Raw genomic sequence first — 16,827 nt, 5'->3', positions numbered from 1 at the left:
TCAGCCGGCCGCCTCGCGCTGCAGCAGCGCGCCGATGCAGGCCTCCAGCTCGTCGAGCGTGAAGGGCTTGCGCAGCATGCCCACGCCGGCGCCCACGGCCTGCTGGATGGCCGACGAATCGGAATAGCCGCTCATCAAGGACACGGGCAGGTTCGGCCGCTTGGCCATGGCCTCGCGGGCCACCACGGCGCCGCTCATGCCCGGCATCGCGAAGTCCACCAGCGCGGCGTCCACGGCGTGGCTGTCCAGCAGGGCCAGGGCCTCATGGCCGTTGCCGGCCTGCAGCACCACAAAGCCCGCGGCTTCCAGCGATTCGGCCACCACCTGGCGCACCGCCTCCTCGTCGTCCACCACCAGCAAGGTGGCGGCGCGGCGCACGGGCGGCGCATCGGCCTGCGCGTCGGCCGCATCGTCGGACGGCGGCTCGCAGGCCGGCAGCGTGAGCACGACGGTGGTGCCGCGCGCAGGGGCGCTGTCCAGCCGCGCGGCGCCGCCCAGGCCGGTGGCCAGGCCATAGACCTGGCTCAGGCCCAGGCCGGTGCCGCTGCCCACCTCCTTGGTGGTGAAGAACGGGTCGAAGGCCTTGGCCGCCACCTCCGGCGGCATGCCGCAGCCGGTATCCGCCGCGCGCAGCTCCACGTAGGCACCCGGCGGCAGGCCGCTGCCGGCGCCGGGCTCCTGCACCGGCCGCACCGACAGCTGGAAGCGGCCGCCCTCGCGCATCGCGTCGCGCGCATTGATGGCCAGGTTGAGCACCGCCGTCTCCAGCTGGGTGCGGTCGCCCATCACCCACAGCGGCTGCGCCGGCACGTCCACCGACAGCGCGACCGTCGGCCCGAAGGTGGTGCGCAGCAGGTCGTGCATGCGCAGCAGCACGTCGCACACCGGCACCGGCCGGGTCTCCAGCGCCTGCCGGCGCGAGAAGGTGAGCAGCTGGGAGGTCAGCCGCGCGGCGCGCCGGGTCACCTCGATGCCCTTGCCGGCGTAGTTGACCACCCGCTCGTCGGCGCGGCCCACGCGGCGGATCAGCTCCAGGTTGGCCGAGATGGCCTGCAGCAGGTTGTTGAAGTCGTGCGCGATGCCGCCGGTGAGCTGGCCGATCGCATCCATCTTCTGGCTCTGCCGCACCGCCGATTCGGCCAGCGCCAGCCGTTCCTGCTCATGCAGCCGGTCGGTCACGTCGTACACGAACTGGTAGGCGCCGATCTGGCGGCCCTGCTCGTCGCGCAGCGCATCGAAGTGCACCTCGTAGTAGCGGCGGTGGCGGTTCAGGTCGCCGAAGGGCGCGATCTCGGTGAAGCGCTCGCCCGCCAGCGCACGCGACCACATGGTGCGCACCTCCTGCTGGTGCTCGGGCTGGTGGGACAGCACCGCCAGCATGTTGTCGCCGACGCGGGCATCCACGTCGTAGGCCCGGCGGAACTCGCGCGCGCCGGCCGGGTTGACGGCCAGCCAGTTGAAGTCCATGTCCAGGATGTGGACCATGGCCGCGGTGCCGTCCACGATGTCGGCCAGCAGCTTGCGTTCGGCCAGCGACTGCGACACCCGCTGCTGCAGCGTCGCCGCCAGCTCGTGCAGCTGGGACTCGCGCCGCTTGCGCTCGGTGATGTCCAGCGCCACGCCGATGCCGCGGATGCACTCGCCCTGCTCGTTAAAGAAACCGCGGCCGCGCGCGGCCACCCAGCGCAGCACGCCGTCGTCCAGGCCCACGGTGCGGTACTCCACGTCGTACACGCTGCGGCGCGCCGGGTCCATCGCGGAGTCGAAGGCCTCCAGCGTGGCCTGCCGGTCGTCCGGGTGCAGGCCGGCATGGAAGTCGTGCAGGGTCACCGGGCGCTCGGTGGTGATGCCGAACAGACGCTGCACCCGCGGCGGCCAGTACAGCGTGTGGCTGCGCGGGTCCACGTCCCACAGGCCGATGTCGCCCGCCTCGATGGCCAGGCGCAGTCGCTCCTCGCTCAGCTCCAGCTCGGCCTCGGCGCGCTTGTGCGAGGTGACGTCGATGCCCATCACCATGATGCCGGCGGTGCGGCCGTGCTCGTCGGCGATGGGCTGGAACACGAAGTCGAAGAACTGCTGCTGGTACGGCGCATCCGGGCTGCTGGCGCGGAATTCCGAGCCATGCGCGGTGGCCGCCACGCCGGTGGCATACACCTCGTCCAGGATGCGCGCATAACCCTGGGCCACCGTCTCGGGCAGCGCATCGGCCAGCTTGCGGCCGACGAACTGGCTGCGGCCGGTGAAGGTCATGTAGCGCTGGTTGACGAACTCGTACACATGCTCCGGGCCCTTGAGGATGGCGATGAAGGCCGGCGCGTTCTCGAACAGCCGCGCCCAGTGAGAGTTGGCCGCGGCCAGCCGCTGCTGCGACTGCACCGCGGCGGTGGTGTTGGCGCACAGCACCAGCACGCCGCCCACGCCGTGCGGCGCCTGGTCGTCGAACAGCGGCGTGTGCGAATAGGTCCAGAAGGACTCCTGCACCCGCCCGTCGCGCAGCAGCGGCACCGGCTCGTTCTCATGCCAGGTGGAAGGCCCGCCGGCCAGCACCGTCTGCACCTGCGCACCGATGCGCGGCCATGACTCGGGCCAGGCCTGCGCGCCCGGCAGGCCGAGCGCGGACGGATGCCTGTCCGGCCCGACCAGGTCGCGGTAGCCGTCGTTGTAGAAGCAGAAGCTGGCCGGCCCCCACAGCACCAGCGCCGGATGCCGCGTGGCCAGCATCGAGCGCAGGGCCTGCTGCAGCGCCGGTGGCCACTGCGCCGGCGGGCCCAGCGGATGGCGGGACCAGTCGTGGCCACGGATGCACTCGGCCATCTCGCCGGCGGCCTGCAGGAACTTCAGGGGCTCGTCCAGCGGCATGTGCTTCAACCCTCCAGCAAGATCGGCCGCAGCCGCCTCATTCCATGAACACCACCGAGGGCAGCGCGGTGAACAGCACCGCCACCGTGGCGATGGCGATGGCGCCCTGCGCGAAGCGGTGGCCAAAGCCCAGCACCTCGCCCTGCCGCGCCAGGCGGGCCACCTGGCGGACATGCCGGCCCATGGCCAGCAGCGCCAGCGCGGTGAAGGCCCAGGCCAGGTGGTTGGCGCGGTCCTGGCCGGGCCAGATCTCCACCGCGGCCCAGCACAGCATGAAGTGGCCGAACCAGATCAGGAAGGCGGTGAGCATCAGCCGCCGCACGGGCCGGCTCGCCGGCACGCCATCCCGCCTCATGCACCACCCCACGGCACCACGCGCGGCAGCAGCAGGCCGGCCGTGCCTTCCAGCGCGGCATAGAGGAACAGCAGCCGCAGCGCTTCCAGCGTCTTGTTGGCCGGCCCGGGCGCCAGGCCGCGCAGCCAGCGCAGCAGGTAGAACAGCGCCGACAGCACCACCGACACCACGATGCAGCCATGCCAGGCCAGCATCGCGTACACCGTGGCGCCCTGCCCGCTGGCGCTGCCGCGCAGCCCGGCCTGCCACCAGTCGTGCACGTCCAGCGCCAGCGCGGCCACCAGGCACAGCGCGCTGAGCATCATCGCCAGCGTGCTGAGGCCGGCGCCGCGCCGCAAGCGCGCCATCACCGGCCGCGCCAGCCAGGCCAGCCCGCCGGCCGCACCCAGCAGCACGAGCCCCGGCACCAGGGTGGCCTGCGGCGCGCTCACGAGCCACCAGTCGGGATGGGCATTGAACAGGTACAGGTACGAGAACATCGCCATCACGAAGATGGTGCCCAGCACCACGTCCAGCAGCACCGCGGCCCACCAGCCGTGGGACTGCGGCCCGGCCACGTAGGTGGGCAGCAGGATGCCGGCGCCCACGTCCACCTGCTTCTGCGGCACATGGCGGTCGTTGTCCCACAGCCAGCGCATCAGCCCGGCCACCGCCAGCACCGCGCACACGGCGCTGAGGGCCAGCGCCTTCACCGTCAGCAGCAGGAAGAAGCCGGCGGTGAACACCGCCGCCAGGAAGGGCCACCAGGAAGGCCCGGGCATGATCTGCACGTACTGCGGCTCGGCCTGCACGGTGCTGGTGATCAGCGTCTCGCGCGCGCCGGTGGTGGTGCCGGGCAGGAAGTAGCGGCCGGCTTCCACGTCGGCCGCCATGCGCGGCGAGGTCCACAGCGGCTCCAGGTCGCCCACCACCGGGATGGAACGCACCGAGTAGTTGTCCGCGGGCAGCCATTCCAGCGTGCCGCCGTTGAACACGTTGCCGGCGCTGCCGCCGTTCTCCTTGGCGCCGCGGCTGTAGCAGCGCACCGCGTCGATGATGAACAGCAGCGCGCCCGCGGCCATGATGAAGGCGCCCACGGTGGAGATCATGTTCGGCAGGTCCCATGCGCGGCCGGGCAGGTAGGTGTCCACCCGCCGCGGCATGCCCATCAGCCCGACCAGGTGCATGGGCAGGAAGCACACGTGCACGCCGGTGAACATGAGCCAGAAGACCCAGCGGCCCACCTTCTCCGACAGGCGGCGGCCGTTGATCATCGGCGTCCAGTAGTAGAAGCCGGCGAACAGCGGGAACAGCATGCCGCCGATCAGCACGTAGTGGAAATGCGCGACCACGAAGTAGGTGTCGTGCGCCTGGCCGTCGAAGGCCACCATGCCCACCATCACGCCGGTGAGGCCGCCCATCACGAAGATGAGGATGCCGCCCACCACGAACAGCGAGGGCACGTTGCGCTGCACCTTGCCCGAGGCCAGCGTGGCGATCCAGGCAAACACCTGCGCGCCCGCCGGAATGGCCACCGCCATCGAGGCCGCAGAGAAGTAGCCGGCCGCCAGCCCCGGCATGCCCACGGTGAACATGTGGTGGGCCCACACGCCGAAGCTGATGAAGCCGGTGGCGATCATCGCCAGCACCACGATCTCATGGCCCACCAGCCGCTTCTGCGCGATGGTCACCACCATCGTGGAGACCATCGCCGAGGCGGGGATGAAGATGATGTAGACGTCCGGGTGGCCGAAGAACCAGAACAGGTGCTGGTACAGCAGCGGATCGCCGCCGCGGGTGGCGTCGAACAGCGGCCAGTTGAAGGCGCGCTCCAGCTCCAGCAGCAGCGTAACCAGGATCATCGACGGGAAGGCCAGCAGGATCATCACGCCGAAGATCAGCACCGCCCAGGCGTAGACCGGCATGCGGGCCAGCGTCATGCCGGGTGCGCGGGTGCGCAGCACGCCCACCACCAGCTCGATGGCGCCTGCGATGGCACTGATCTCGATGAAGCCGATGCCCAGCAGCCAGAAGTCGGCGTTGATGCCCTTGGAGTACACGCCCGAGCTGAGCGGCGGGTACATGAACCAGCCGTCGGCCGGCGCCAGGCTGAAGAACACCGAGCCGAAGAACACCGTGCCGCCGATGGCATAGGTCCAGTACGAATAGGCCGACAGCCGCGGGAAAGGCAGGTCGCGCGCGGCCAGCATCTGCGGCAGCAGCATCACCGCGATGGCCTCGATGGCTGGCACCGCGAACAGGAACATCATCACCGAGCCGTGCATGGTGAACAGCTGGTTGTAGGTCTCCTGCGGCACGATGCCGGCCAGCGGCGCGGCCAGCTGCACCCGCATCACCAGCGCCAGCACGCCGGCGCCGATGAAGAAGGCGAAGGCGGTGACGATGAAGATGAAGCCGATGAAGTTGTTGTTGACGTCGCTCAGCTTGGCCATGCCGGTCGGTGGCGCCCACACCTTCTCCAGCGCCTCCAGCTCCTCCTTCGGTCGCTCGCCGGCGGTGGGAAAGCGCCCGTACAGCCGGGTGTCGAATCCCGTTTCCGACGGCCCGGCCGCCGACCCGGGCACCGTGGCCTGCGTCACCGCAAGGACTCCATGTAGGCCGCCAGCGCATGCAGCTCGGCCGGCTGCAGCGAGCGGTAGGCCGGCATGCGGTTGTTGGGCTTGATCGACTGGCTGTCGCCGATCCAGCCCACCAGCGTGCCGCGGTTGTTGGGCAGGATGCCGGCGCCCAGGCTCTGGCGGGAACCCACGTGCGTGAGGTCCGGCCCCGAGATGCCCTGTGCATCGGTGCCTGCCACGCGGTGGCAGGCCGCGCAGCCCACCTCGCTGAACAGGCGCGCGCCGCGCTGCACCTCGATGTCGGCCGTGGGCAGCGGCGGCCGTGGCGCGCGGCGCGCCTCCATCCAGCGCTGCCAGTCGGCCGGCTCATGCGCCACCACCACGAAGCCCATCAGCGAATGCGCGCCGCCGCAGAACTCGGCGCACTGGCCGCCATAGCTGCCGGGCTTGTCGGCCTGCAGCTTCAGCCGGTTGGTGCGGCCGGGGATCATGTCCATCTTGCCGCCCAGCTTGGGCACCCAGAAGCTGTGGATCACGTCCTCCGACACCATGTCGATGACCACCGGCCGGCCGGTGGGGATGTGCAGCTCGTTGGCATCGGCCATCACCTCGTTGCCGGCCGCATCCAGGTACGAGACACGCCACCAGTAGATGTTGCCGGACACCCGCATGCGCAGCTCGTCGCCCTGGATGGTGGTGATGCCGGCCACCAGCGTGGTGCCGCCGGCCAGCAGCAGCAGCAGGATGCCCGACGGGATGATGAGGCCCAACCACTTCACCACCTTCTCGCCGCCCAGTCGCGCGCGCAGGCCCGGGCTGCCGTACAGCGCCACCCACATGGCTGCGCACACGAACAGGAAGATCAGCGTCACCAGGGCCAGCAGCACCCAGGCCAGCGTGGTGACGCTGTTGGACAGCGGGCCGTGCGGATCGAGCACCGGCGGCGGCCAGCCGCTCAGCGCCTCAGCGAGGGGCGAGCTGGACGAGATAGGCTGTGACATCGCGGGCATCCTGGTCGGACATGGGAAAGGCGGGCATCGCGGTGCCCGGCACCAGCTCGGGTGCATTGCGTATGAAGGCCATCAGCACGCCGGGCTGGTTGGGCAGCTGCCCGGCGATCAGGCCCTGGCGGCCGAAGCCCTCCAGCGACGGGCCGAGCCGGCCACGCGGCCACGGCACATCGGGAAAGGCATGGCAGGCGGTGCAGCCGTGCTGCGCCACCAGCTGGCGGCCGCGCTGCACGTCGGCATCGCCGAGCGCCGGCGTGCGGTCGGGCGGGCCGTCGCAGCCGGCCAGCGCGGCGCAGGCCAGCAGCAGCGCCCGGCTTGACCATGGCATGCTCGCCAGGGAAGATGGCCCGGACCCGATGTTCAACAACTCATTCCCCCTGCTCGTTCAACGCCGTCGATGTGCCCGCTTGGCCATCGTGCTGGCATTCCTGGTGCCCGCGTCGGCCTGCACCGACCGGATGACCCCCAGCGACGATCGTTTCGGCCGCGGCGGCGAGCTGATCGCGATGAGCGGCGGCGAGGGCGGCGCGCGCTACGCCTGCGTCACCTGCCATGGCGCGCGGGGCGAAGGCAACGGCTTCGACGCACCGCGTCTGGCCGGCCTGCCGGCGGGCTACCTGCAAAAGCAGATGGAAGACTTTGCCGCCGGGCTGCGACCGCATGCGCTGATGATGGACGTGGCGCAGTTCCTCGACAGCGACGAGCGGGTGCTGGTGTCCAACCACTATGCCGGCCTGCCGCCGGCCGGCCTGCCGCCGGCCACCACCGAGCAGGCCGCCGCTGGCACGGCCGCGCTGTATGTCCGGGCCTGCCAGAGCTGCCATGGCGCCGAGGGCGTGGGCACCGCGCAGGCACCGCCGCTGAACGGGCAGCCCGCGTTCTATCTCGCCCAGCAGTTGCAGGACTGGCAGCAATCGAAGCGGCGGAACGATGGCGACCATGCAATGTTGAAGGCGGCGCAGCAGCTGGAGGCCGCCGAGGTCAGGCAGCTGAGCCTTTATCTGTCCGCGATCCCAGCACGCCCGGCATCCCCGGCCCGTTGATGTCCAGCATCGACTGCAGCACCCGGTCCTTCTTGATGACGTAGTGCAGCACCGCCGCGCCGGCATGGCCGGGGATGGCCAGCGTGGTGATCCAGACGATCCACAGGTGGGCGGTGGCCGCCCAGCGCATCAGGCGCAGCTGCAGCGCCTCGGAGAGCTGGTCGAACGGCAGGTTGGGAAACGGCACGATGCCGGCGATGAGCAGCGGCAGGTCGCTGGGCAGCGTGGACCACATCACCCAGCCGCTGATGGGCAGCGCGAAGAAGCTGAAATAGAACCAGTTCTGCAGCAGGCGGCTGGCGCGGCCCTCGAAGGAATCCTCCTCCACCGTCTCGGGGCCCTTGATCTGGCTTTTCCAGAAAAATCGAAGCGAGCCCAGCGCCATCAGGGTCAGGCCGATCTGCGTGTGGGTCTGGTAGCCCAGGTACTTGTCGCCGCCGGCGGGCAGCCAGGCCAGGTACCAGCCATGGCCGATCTGGAAGAACATCATCGCCGCCATGATCCAGTGGAAGGCCACGCCGATGGGCGAATACAGGCCGCGCCGGTTGTAGCCCTCCGCCCATTCGATGATGCCGACCAAGTTCATGCCGGCTCCACGCGCAGCCGGCGGTCACGCTCTACCCGCATCCAGCGCCAGCCGATCCACACCGCGGCCAGCAGGTAGGCGATGCTGCCGGGCGCCCACATCACGATGCCGGCCAGCTGCTGGTCTTCCAGCGGTGAGACGCCCCAGCCCAGCGTGGAGGCGATGTGCGGCTCGTACAGCGGCCGCGCCGCGAAGGTGATCAGCGCACCCAGCAGGCCCATCAGCACGGTGGTCACCAGGATGGCCGCCAGCGCCTCGGCCGGCCCGCTGCGGCGCACCGCCAGCCAGAAGGCCAGCGCGCTGCCGGCGATGGACAGCTGCATCAGCGCATACACCGCATGGGAGGACAGTGCCGCCGCATACGGCGCCGGCACATGCCAGGTCCAGAAGGCCAGCGCCGCGATGGCGGTGCAGGGCCACAGCGGCGCCGGCAGCCGGCGCAGCGCCGGCTCCAGGCCATGGGCCAGCAGCGGCGCCACCACCAGCACCAGCGCCATGTGGTGCACCACCCGCACGGTGAAGAAGGCGGAGCTGAGGGCGCACAGCGGCGAAAGGTACAGCAGCGCGGTGAAGGCCCAGGCCCAGCGCAGCGCGGTGCGCCGCGACGCGCTGGCGGCCGTCGGCAGCGCGGAGGTTGTTCGTGCGGGCCACCACAAGGCCACCGCCAGCAGCGCCAGCACGGACCACAGCAGCGGGTCGTCGTTCCACCGCCCCAGCCAGGCTTCGGGCGACGGCGCCTCGCCGCAATAAGGGATCCACCTGCGAACTTCTTGCATGGCGTGTGGGCTGGGCAACTGCAACTTCGTTCGGACCAGTGTAGCGGTCGGGCCTGCCGGGTCAGGCCGTGTCCAGGTCGCCGGCGACGGACGGGTTGTCGGCCTCGTATTCGGCCCGGGTCTTGCGCCGGTGGTCGCCTGCCAGCCGCAGCGAGGCCATCGCCCGGTCCACGTAGATCTCCGAGCGCAGCGGCCAGCCGCGGGCCGCATCGAACAGCCCGGGCATCAGCTCGTAGTGCCGGGGCTCGCCGCCCTCCTCCACGTCGTTGAACCAGAGGTGGGAGCCGCACTGCGGGCAGAAGGCGCGCTCGGCGAAGGAGGAGGACCGGTAGCGCCTGACCTCGCCGTGGACGGTGACGGCCTCGGCATCCGCCTCGAAGCACAGGAACAGCCCGCCCGACCAGCGCTGGCACATCCGGCAGTGGCAGGCGCCCACGCGCGGATCGTGGGCACCTGCCACGGTGATGGTCACGCCGCCGCACAGGCAGCGGCCGGTCAGGGACCGGGACTCTGAGGTGTCGGTCGATGGCTCCATCGCAAAACTCCTGGCGGGATCTTCGACGCGGCAAGCATGCCATGGCAGGCGACCCGCCACCAAAGAGGGGAGCTCCCTCCCACCGATGGAGGGCGAAAAGCGGGCAGCCAGCGCCGATGCTGGTCTCGGCGGGCGGCGAGGTTGCGGCCCGCGTCCGCACCGAGAGGAAGTCGACCATGATCTCCCGCCTGCCCGCAGCGCAAGCCACCGCCCTGCCCGGTGCGCCATCCACCAGGAGAACGGTCTACCTGCGGCTGCTGACCTGGCTGTTCACGCTGTTCAACTCGGTGCGGGTGCTGGCCTACGTGCCGACCGCCTGGGCCATCTTCGTCAGCGGCGACTCCAGCCAGCATTCGCTCTGGACCTGGGGCACCTGGTTCGGCGCCAACCTGACGATGGCCGCCTGGCTGCATGAGCAGAACGGCCAGCGCATGAACCGGGCCGCCGTCGTGTGCGCCTGCAATGCCTTCATGTGCGGTGCCACCGCCGTGCTGATCCTCGTCTTCCGCCTGTGAAGCACCGGCTTTCGGCCCGGCTTGTGCGAACGAAGCCACTTCCTACAATCGCCGCGCAAGCGAGGAGTGCGCCATGACGGTCGTTCCTGTGCAACTCGAGGAGGGTCGGTCCGCCCCGGCGGAGGCCCTGCGCGTCGGACGGTGGATCACGCCGGCAGGCACCGGGCCGGCGGCCGAGGAAGCCCGGCGCCGCGGCCACCACCGCCTGCAGGTGGCCATCGACACCATCGCCTACGCGCACAACGTGCCGCTGCGGCTGCTGCTGCCGGAACGCCTGGCGCATCTGCCGCGGGTGGTCGCCGGCGTGCTCGAGGAACCCAGCATCCGCGCCGTGCTGGCGGCCGACGCACCCGAGATGCGCGCGGCCGACTATCCCAGCCTGGCCGATCCCGCGGTGCTGGCGCTGGCCCGGGACTGGATCCTGCAGCTGCCCGTGGCGCTGGCGCCGCCGCCACCCTCGCTGCCGCCGCACTGGCTGCAGGGCGCGCTGGCGCTGCTGCCCTACGTCGAGCGCAAGATCTGGCTGACCGAGATGGGCAATCCCCTGCCCGCCCATGCGCTGTGCCGCATGCAGGACCACTGGGCCCTGTATGTGCTGATGTGGACCTGGAAGCATGTGGCCCAGCTCGGCAAGCCGGATGCGGTGCTGGCCGGCGCCCTCAACGTGACCGGCCTGGAGGTGCGCACGCTGCGCAGCTTCCTGCTGATGCGCCCGGATGGCGTGGAGCAGCTGTGCCTGCCGGTGGTGGGCCCGTACTTCGTGACCGCCGAGGACACCGACGAGGCGCCGGACCACGATGCCTTCTGCGACCGCTTCGAGCGCTTCGTCGAGCATGTGGTGCAGATCGACCGCGACCGCGACGGCCGCATGCACACCGTGCCGCTGCGCGAGGAACTGAAGGACGCCCTCGGCACCCGCATCGGCCTCACGCCTTCGGAGGCCAGCCTGCGCGTGGCCACCACGGCGCACACGCTGGAGCTGTTCCGCAATGCGCGCATCCTGGACGCGGCGGATGCCGACGCGATGACCCGGCCCGACTGGGAACTGGTGGCCGCCCTGTGCGCCTGGCTGGCGCGCTGGGACGACGTGCTCATCCCGGAGATGCGCAGCGGCCAGCAGGTGCTGCTGAGCCATGGCAACGACGTGCCGGCCCTGCTGGTGGACCTGGACACCGACAGCCCGGTGGACCGCCGCACCAAGCCGCGCGTGCGCGTCAGCCTGGTCACGCGGGCCGGCGGGGCTGCACGCGCCCTGGCGCTGGGCGACCTGCTGCGGCGCATCGATGCCGAGCACGGCGCGGCCATGCGCGGCGCCGAGTTCGATGCCTACCGCATCGACCGCCCGGAGCGCTACTACAGCCGCCTGCGCGAACGCCAGAACTCGATGTGGTCCTCCCAGGTCATCGCCATCAACAACCTGCTGAGCCGCCATGCACCGCGCGACGTCTACATCGGCGCCGACGAATTCCCCAGGGAGGATGCCCACGGCCGGCCCGCGGTGCGCCGCGACGAGGCCGAGCACCTGCTGCGCGGCTTCGGCGGCCGCATCTGCCGCTACCTGGTGAGCATGACGCGGGCCGACGCCGCCGCCATCTACTGGCTGGACTATGCGCAGGCGCCGCCGCGGCTGCTGCCGGTGGGCGACTATGCACGCCATGCCGCGCACCGCGCCCAGGGGCATGCGGTGTGGGAGCAGCTGGACCGCTGGGCCTGGTCGCCCGGCCCGCGCAGCGACAACGACTGCCCGGCCAACCAGCGCGCCCGCTCGGCCGCGCAGGCCTACCGGGTGGCGGCCAGCGGGCAGGAGGATCCGCCGCCGGTGCCGGGCCTGGAGACCGGCCAGCGCAAGGGATCGCCGCCCCGCCAGCGTGTCGTGCCGGTGGAAGCGCAGCCGGCGCCCGGCGGCGAGCCCGCCGACGACCTGGGCGTGCCCACCTACCTGCTCAACTATGCGGAGCCGCGGCCGGTCGATGCGCTGGCCGCGCCGCTGCTGGTCAACGGGCGGGTGATCGGCGTGGTCACGCTGCTGGGCCTGGTCAAGGGCCAGTTCGAGCCGCGGCTGTTCTGGCCGCTGCGCCGCACCACCGGCCTGATGGCCGCCTGCATGAACCACCAGAACCAGGTCTGGCACATGCGGCGGCTGAACTACCTGTTCGCACGCCGCGGCCTGCATGAATTCCAGCGGCGCGGCGGCAATCCGGCCGTGAGTCCGCTGCGCGATGTCTCCCGCTGCCTGGCCAATGTGTTCCTGTGCCCGGTGGCGCACATCTGGCTGCAGAGCGCGAGCAATCCCAACCGCTTCCAGCTGGTGGGCCACAACTGGAACGGCCTGTTCAACTTCGACGGCGCCCCGCCGGAGTTCGCGCGGGAGTTCCAGTACAGCCCGCGGACCGAGCCGCCAGCGGACTGTGTCGCGCGGCCCTTTGCCGCGATGGCCATCGACGTGGCGCGTGCCGAACGCGCCGAGGCCAATCCGCTGGGGCGCTTCGTGCAGGGCCACTTCGATGCCCGGGCCGCCACCACCTCCGGCTACGACGCCGACACCGCCAGCCGGCGCGGCGTGCGGCTGGGGCGCGACTGCTACGACAGCCAATCGACCGACGCCCTCAACCCCACCCACCGCACCCGCGCCCGCATCTACGGCGCGCCCGGCGAAGGCGGCTATGCGCTGCACGACATCATGTCCTTCGCCCTGATGCTGCCCGAGCCGGCCGGCTGGAGCACCGTGGGCGTGGTGACGCTGCATGACAAGGGCGACAGCCAGCGCGACCCGCTGCGCGAACTGCAGCCCTGGGACCGCGGCTGGGCCTCGGTGGTGGCGCACATGCAGACCTACCTGCCCTACCTGTTCCGCCAGGCCGAGGTGCTGAACAACCCCGAGGTGGATGCGCGCCGCTACCTCATCCATGCCGGCCGCGCCGAGCTGATCGCGGTGCGCGACAACATGACCCGCCTGCGCCAGCGCCTGGAGGTGGCCCTGGCGCCCGGGCGCGGCGTGCGCCACATGCTGGACAAGGTCATGTCGCCCCACTTCAACGGCGACTACCGCGAGGCCTTGCGCACGGCGCAGCTCAACGTGGCGGATGCCTGGGAGACGCTGTCGCTGGCCGCCTCGCCCAACTGGGAGCAGAACCTGCGGCTGCTGTCCAACGTCATGCACGAGTACCGGGAGCTCAGCGCCCTGCCGGGCGTGTCGCTCACCGCGGCGCCGGAGCGGGTGCGCATCCATGCGCTGCTGGAGGAGACCATCCTGCGCTTCGCCCATGAGTTCAAGCATCGCCGCAGCCGCCGGCTGGACGTGCCCGAGAACCTGGAGCTGAACGTGCCCGGCCAGTGGCTGCGCATCGTGCTGCGCGACCTGGTGCACAACGCGGCCAAGTACACCACCGGCGACAGCTTCACCGTGAGCTGGGACCACGACACGCGCACGCTGCTGATGGTCAACGAAGGCCCCTACCAGAGCGACCAGGACAGCCAGGAACAGCTGCTGGCCGTGGGCGGCCAGGGCACGGCGGGCAAGGTGGCGCGCCAGCTCGCCTCCGACCGCCGCGCCACGTCCGACAGCCATGGCCACGGCCTGGGCCTGTGGGGCGCCAAGCTGCTGTGCAACGTGATGGACATCGAGTTCTCGATCGAGCCGAAGCCGATGGGCGCCACCCTCAAGGTCGACGGCCAGGGTGTGCAGCGCGGCACCGCCCGCTACAACGTCAGGCTCGTCTTCTCATCCGCTGCGGTGGCCAGCGCGCGCCCGGCCGGCAAGGGCTTCTACTGACAGGAGGAGTTGGACATGTCCGAACGCATCAACCTGCTGTGGTTCGACGACGACCTGCGGCCACGGGCCGAAGGCGCCTCGTCGGAACGGGAACGCCTGCAGACCTGGCTGCGCTACCTCTACACCACCGACCGCATCGAGCGGATTTGCCTGATCGAGGTGCGCGACCTGGCCGGCCTGCGCGAGCAGCTGCAAAGGCGCTGCGACAAGCCGCTGCACGATCCCGACCACATCGATGCCTTCCTCATCGACGTGCTGTGGCGCGAGGACGGCCAGGACGGCGGCTGGAACTTCGGCGAGCTGGCGCCGCAGTTCAGCAGCGAGAAGGTGCTGCCGCTGGACGCCGGCGCGCAGTTGATCGGCCTGATGCGCAACCGCCGCTATGCAGGCCAGCGGCCACCCTGGCTGAGCGCGTTCGAGCAGCATCCCATCGCCGTGCTGACCACGCTCACCGACCACACCGGCACGGTGGAAAAGCACATCGACCAGGAGGTGCTCGCCCAGCTGGACGTGCTGCTCAAGGGCGCCTCCGCCGATGCCGACATGCCCGACGAGGCCTTCTGCCGCTGGGTGAAGAACCTCTCGCGCCGCGCGGCACGGGCCAGGGCCGACAGCGGCCGCGCGCTGCGATGAACCAGCCGGCCGGGCATCGTCGCGGAGGGGCCAGGCGCGTGGCGGTGCTGGCCCTGGTGGCCGGCGGCGTGCTGGCCAGCGCGGCCATGCTGGCCGTGATGCTGAGCCTGAGTGCGCAGGTGACCGCCTCTGTGTTCCCGGACGTCAAGCGGCTGATGCAGCCCACGGCAGCCTCGGCGCCCGCGGACACGGCGGCCTCGGTGCCGGCTTCGCCCGTGTCCATGTCGGACGCCAGTGCCACCGTGGGCAATGCGATGACGGCCATCGGCACCGCGGTGGCGGCGGTGGCGCTCATCCTCAGCGTGGGCACCACCTGGTTCGCGCTGCGCCTCAAGGAAATGGAGAACATGACCTTGAAGCTGGAGGAGGCCGACGCGGAGTACGAACGTCGGCTGGCCAAGCTGTCCGAGGCGATCGAACGCAGCGAGCAGGACCGCGCCGACCGGGAGGAGATCCGCCAGCTGCTGCTGGATGCGCTGTTCGCGCTGCGCAAGTGGGTGGACCGCAACGGCGCCGCGGTGACCCGGTATTCGGTGCTGGCGGACCTGGGCGCGCACCTGGAGATGCTGATGTCGCAATCGGCCGATCAGCGGCAGCGGTCGTATGCCGAGCTGACCAAGTTCCTGCCGCGGGCCTCGACGCCCGAGCTGGCGCCGATCGACGCCTATGCCAAGCGCTGCCATCGCCTGCATGGCGGCACCGAGTCCACGCACGGCCTGTGGTGCGACCTCTTCAGCGGCATCGAGCGCGAGGCCTTTTTGAAGTCACGCGCGCAGGACAGGCCGTTCTACTGAGCGCAGGCCAAGGCGGCACGCGCCGAGGCCGTGCGGGCTTGGCGCGAACCGCCCTAGGGCAGCTTGGTCTCCACCGTGCGCACGCCCTTCTCGGGCGGTCCATACCGGCGCAGGATGGTCGCGCCCTTGGCAAACTCGAATCGCGCAAGCACGGGTTCGACGGCGCGCAGGAGCCGGTCGGCATCCGGGCCGTACAGGTAGAACCGGCCATTGCTGCCATCGACCGCCACGTCGTAGCCGTCCAGCTGGCCGACACCTGCCGCCTCGATCGCCGCCGCCAGCTGGCTTTCGGCCTTCGACAAGGCGTCCAGGTTGGTGCTGCCGTAGCGGAAATGCACGATGACCGCATGGCCGTCCGTCGGCGGTGCGGCCACCGCGGCAACGCACCAGGTCCACGCCGCGGCCACCGACACCAGGATCTTCTTCCAACGCACTGCTGTTCCTTCGTGGAGCTGGTCGACGCCGGGCCGGCGGCCGGTGGTCGCAGGACGACGTCGAGGTTCTGGGGCCAGTCTATCGCCCGCAGTTCAGCAGCCGGCCTGCGGATTGACGGAGCGCAGGAACAGGCGCACAACCACGTGCATGGACGGCAAGCACTTCGAGGCCACGGCAAGGCGGCGCACGCTCGCCGCCGCCTGCCTGCTGGTGGGCATTCCGGCGGCGCTGGCCATTGGCATCGGCATGGCGATCGACGACGGCGAGCTGCGCAAGACGCTGTACACCGCCGCCATCACGCTGGTGTTCGCCGGCCTGTTGGGTGGCCTGCTGAAGATGCAGCTCGACGAGGTGGCGGCCTTCAAGCGCCGGCAGGAGGATGCGGCTGCCTTCGTGACCCATGTGCTGGCAGACCTCAAGGGCGTGTTCGACGAGGTCGCGCGCGCCCGCATCCTGATCCCGGCCCACCAGTCGGTGGCCACCTATGGCGAGGAAATGCGCGCCCTGATCCTGGCGCGGGTGCAGCTGCGCAACGTGATCCGGGCGCTGGAGCGCAGGACGGACGGCATCGACGAGGCGACCCGCTCGGAGGTCACCCGCCAGGTGCGGCGCATGGACCACTTCGTGGAGACGCTGACGACCGAGTTCCGCGACCACTACAAGGCGCTGTCCGACCAGCAGCGCGGCTACGAGGAGCGCGCCAGGGTGCTGATGAAGCAGTTCGGCGAGGACCTGGGCCAGCAGGTGCCCCCGGCCCTGCCCGCCTTCGTCTGGCAGGCGATCTCCCGGCTGCCGCGCCTGGCCGACTTCATGGGCCCGGCCACCGCCTACCAGGCGGAGTTCGAGGCACCGTTGGACGAGGCCAGCGCATGGCTCAGGGACGAGCTGGCGCGCATCCTCGGCAGCACCTCGGCGCGCAGGCGCAGTGCGTCGCGCAGGTCGAGCCCATGAAGGCG

General features: G+C 70.8%; 15 protein-coding genes. 6 read left to right on the top strand and 9 right to left on the bottom strand.

Annotation, left to right across the window (positions count from 1 at the left end; all coding sequences use genetic code 11):
- From LRS14_RS02530 to LRS14_RS02510, 5 genes are read right to left on the bottom strand one after another with little or no spacing between them, the layout of a single operon-like run.
- The gene (locus tag LRS14_RS02530) at positions 1–2,859 is read right to left on the bottom strand and encodes a PAS domain-containing protein (protein ID WP_257798483.1); all 2,859 of its coding nucleotides are present in this window, start codon (positions 2,857–2,859) and stop codon (positions 1–3) included.
- A gap of 37 nt (positions 2,860–2,896) precedes the next feature.
- Positions 2,897–3,169 (bottom strand): hypothetical protein, encoded by a 273-nt coding sequence (locus LRS14_RS02525; RefSeq protein WP_257798482.1) that lies wholly within the window; start codon positions 3,167–3,169, stop codon positions 2,897–2,899.
- A gap of 41 nt (positions 3,170–3,210) precedes the next feature.
- Complete coding sequence (locus LRS14_RS02520; protein ID WP_257798481.1) at positions 3,211–5,793, bottom strand: cbb3-type cytochrome c oxidase subunit I; 2,583 nt, start codon at positions 5,791–5,793, stop codon at positions 3,211–3,213.
- Positions 5,790–6,773 (bottom strand): cytochrome c oxidase subunit II, encoded by a 984-nt coding sequence (gene coxB, locus LRS14_RS02515; protein ID WP_046113572.1) that lies wholly within the window; start codon positions 6,771–6,773, stop codon positions 5,790–5,792. The genes LRS14_RS02520 and coxB overlap by 4 nt, the downstream gene beginning before the upstream one ends.
- Complete coding sequence (locus LRS14_RS02510; RefSeq protein WP_046113571.1) at positions 6,736–7,110, bottom strand: cytochrome c family protein; 375 nt, start codon at positions 7,108–7,110, stop codon at positions 6,736–6,738. The genes coxB and LRS14_RS02510 overlap by 38 nt, the downstream gene beginning before the upstream one ends.
- Before the next feature lie 88 nt (positions 7,111–7,198).
- Between LRS14_RS02510 and LRS14_RS02505 the strand changes: the two genes are divergently transcribed.
- Positions 7,199–7,825 (top strand): c-type cytochrome, encoded by a 627-nt coding sequence (locus tag LRS14_RS02505; RefSeq protein ID WP_257800392.1) that lies wholly within the window; start codon positions 7,199–7,201, stop codon positions 7,823–7,825.
- On the opposite strand, the gene LRS14_RS02500 is transcribed toward LRS14_RS02505, so the two are convergent.
- From LRS14_RS02500 to LRS14_RS02490, 3 genes are all read right to left on the bottom strand, one after another.
- Complete coding sequence (locus LRS14_RS02500; protein ID WP_052736333.1) at positions 7,764–8,411, bottom strand: cytochrome b; 648 nt, start codon at positions 8,409–8,411, stop codon at positions 7,764–7,766. The two genes, LRS14_RS02505 and LRS14_RS02500, sit on opposite strands and share 62 nt — an antisense overlap.
- Entirely contained in the window at positions 8,408–9,187 is a 780-nt protein-coding gene (locus tag LRS14_RS02495; RefSeq protein WP_257798480.1) for a cytochrome c oxidase assembly protein, read from the bottom strand. Before LRS14_RS02495 ends, LRS14_RS02500 begins: the two co-directional genes overlap by 4 nt.
- A gap of 61 nt (positions 9,188–9,248) precedes the next feature.
- Positions 9,249–9,722, bottom strand: a complete 474-nt coding sequence (locus LRS14_RS02490; protein ID WP_046113569.1) for a GFA family protein — start codon at positions 9,720–9,722, stop codon at positions 9,249–9,251.
- A gap of 176 nt (positions 9,723–9,898) precedes the next feature.
- Here LRS14_RS02490 and LRS14_RS02485 point away from each other — a divergent pair, with 176 nt between their 5' ends.
- The 4 genes from LRS14_RS02485 (at position 9,899) to LRS14_RS02470 (ending at position 15,436) form a co-directional block, all read left to right on the top strand.
- Positions 9,899–10,237, top strand: a complete 339-nt coding sequence (locus LRS14_RS02485) for a hypothetical protein (RefSeq protein WP_257798479.1) — start codon at positions 9,899–9,901, stop codon at positions 10,235–10,237.
- A gap of 73 nt (positions 10,238–10,310) precedes the next feature.
- Positions 10,311–14,009 carry a hypothetical protein gene (locus tag LRS14_RS02480; RefSeq protein WP_257798478.1) on the top strand — a complete coding sequence of 1,233 codons (3,699 nt, stop codon included), beginning with the start codon at positions 10,311–10,313 and terminating at the stop codon, positions 14,007–14,009.
- Between the two features lie 15 nt (positions 14,010–14,024).
- Positions 14,025–14,642 carry a hypothetical protein gene (locus tag LRS14_RS02475; RefSeq protein WP_257798477.1) on the top strand — a complete coding sequence of 206 codons (618 nt, stop codon included), beginning with the start codon at positions 14,025–14,027 and terminating at the stop codon, positions 14,640–14,642.
- A 38-nt stretch (positions 14,643–14,680) separates the two neighbouring features.
- Positions 14,681–15,436: a restriction endonuclease subunit S gene (locus LRS14_RS02470; protein ID WP_257798476.1), complete on the top strand. Its 756-nt coding sequence runs from the start codon at positions 14,681–14,683 to the stop codon at positions 15,434–15,436.
- 53 nt (positions 15,437–15,489) lie between these two features.
- Here the strand turns inward: LRS14_RS02470 and LRS14_RS02465 are convergent, their stop codons facing one another.
- Positions 15,490–15,870: a hypothetical protein gene (locus LRS14_RS02465; RefSeq protein ID WP_257798475.1), complete on the bottom strand. Its 381-nt coding sequence runs from the start codon at positions 15,868–15,870 to the stop codon at positions 15,490–15,492.
- Between the two features lie 148 nt (positions 15,871–16,018).
- Between LRS14_RS02465 and LRS14_RS02460 the strand changes: the two genes are divergently transcribed.
- The gene (locus LRS14_RS02460; RefSeq protein ID WP_257798473.1) at positions 16,019–16,822 is read left to right on the top strand and encodes a hypothetical protein; all 804 of its coding nucleotides are present in this window, start codon (positions 16,019–16,021) and stop codon (positions 16,820–16,822) included.
- The last annotated feature ends 5 nt before the right edge of the window (positions 16,823–16,827 follow it).

It is taken from the genome of Aquincola sp. J276 (assembly GCF_024700035.1).
GTDB classification, from domain to species: Bacteria; Pseudomonadota; Gammaproteobacteria; order Burkholderiales; family Burkholderiaceae_C; genus Aquincola; species Aquincola tertiaricarbonis.
This window is presented reverse-complemented; position numbering and strand designations above follow the sequence as displayed.

Bases quoted from the DNA above. Each gene is read 5' to 3' on its own strand.
- LRS14_RS02495 (WP_257798480.1), bottom strand. From the start codon at position 9,187: ATGCAAGAAGTTCGCAGGTGGATCCCTTATTGCGGCGAGGCGCCGTCG.
- LRS14_RS02500 (WP_052736333.1), bottom strand. From the start codon at position 8,411: ATGAACTTGGTCGGCATCATCGAATGGGCGGAGGGCTACAACCGGCGC.
- LRS14_RS02510 (WP_046113571.1), bottom strand. From the start codon at position 7,110: ATGCCATGGTCAAGCCGGGCGCTGCTGCTGGCCTGCGCCGCGCTGGCC.
- LRS14_RS02480 (WP_257798478.1), top strand. From the start codon at position 10,311: ATGACGGTCGTTCCTGTGCAACTCGAGGAGGGTCGGTCCGCCCCGGCG.
- LRS14_RS02525 (WP_257798482.1), bottom strand. From the start codon at position 3,169: ATGCTCACCGCCTTCCTGATCTGGTTCGGCCACTTCATGCTGTGCTGG.
- LRS14_RS02490 (WP_046113569.1), bottom strand. From the start codon at position 9,722: ATGGAGCCATCGACCGACACCTCAGAGTCCCGGTCCCTGACCGGCCGC.
- LRS14_RS02485 (WP_257798479.1), top strand. From the start codon at position 9,899: ATGATCTCCCGCCTGCCCGCAGCGCAAGCCACCGCCCTGCCCGGTGCG.
- LRS14_RS02530 (WP_257798483.1), bottom strand. From the start codon at position 2,859: ATGCCGCTGGACGAGCCCCTGAAGTTCCTGCAGGCCGCCGGCGAGATG.
- LRS14_RS02475 (WP_257798477.1), top strand. From the start codon at position 14,025: ATGTCCGAACGCATCAACCTGCTGTGGTTCGACGACGACCTGCGGCCA.
- LRS14_RS02460 (WP_257798473.1), top strand. From the start codon at position 16,019: ATGGACGGCAAGCACTTCGAGGCCACGGCAAGGCGGCGCACGCTCGCC.
- coxB (WP_046113572.1), bottom strand. From the start codon at position 6,773: ATGTCACAGCCTATCTCGTCCAGCTCGCCCCTCGCTGAGGCGCTGAGC.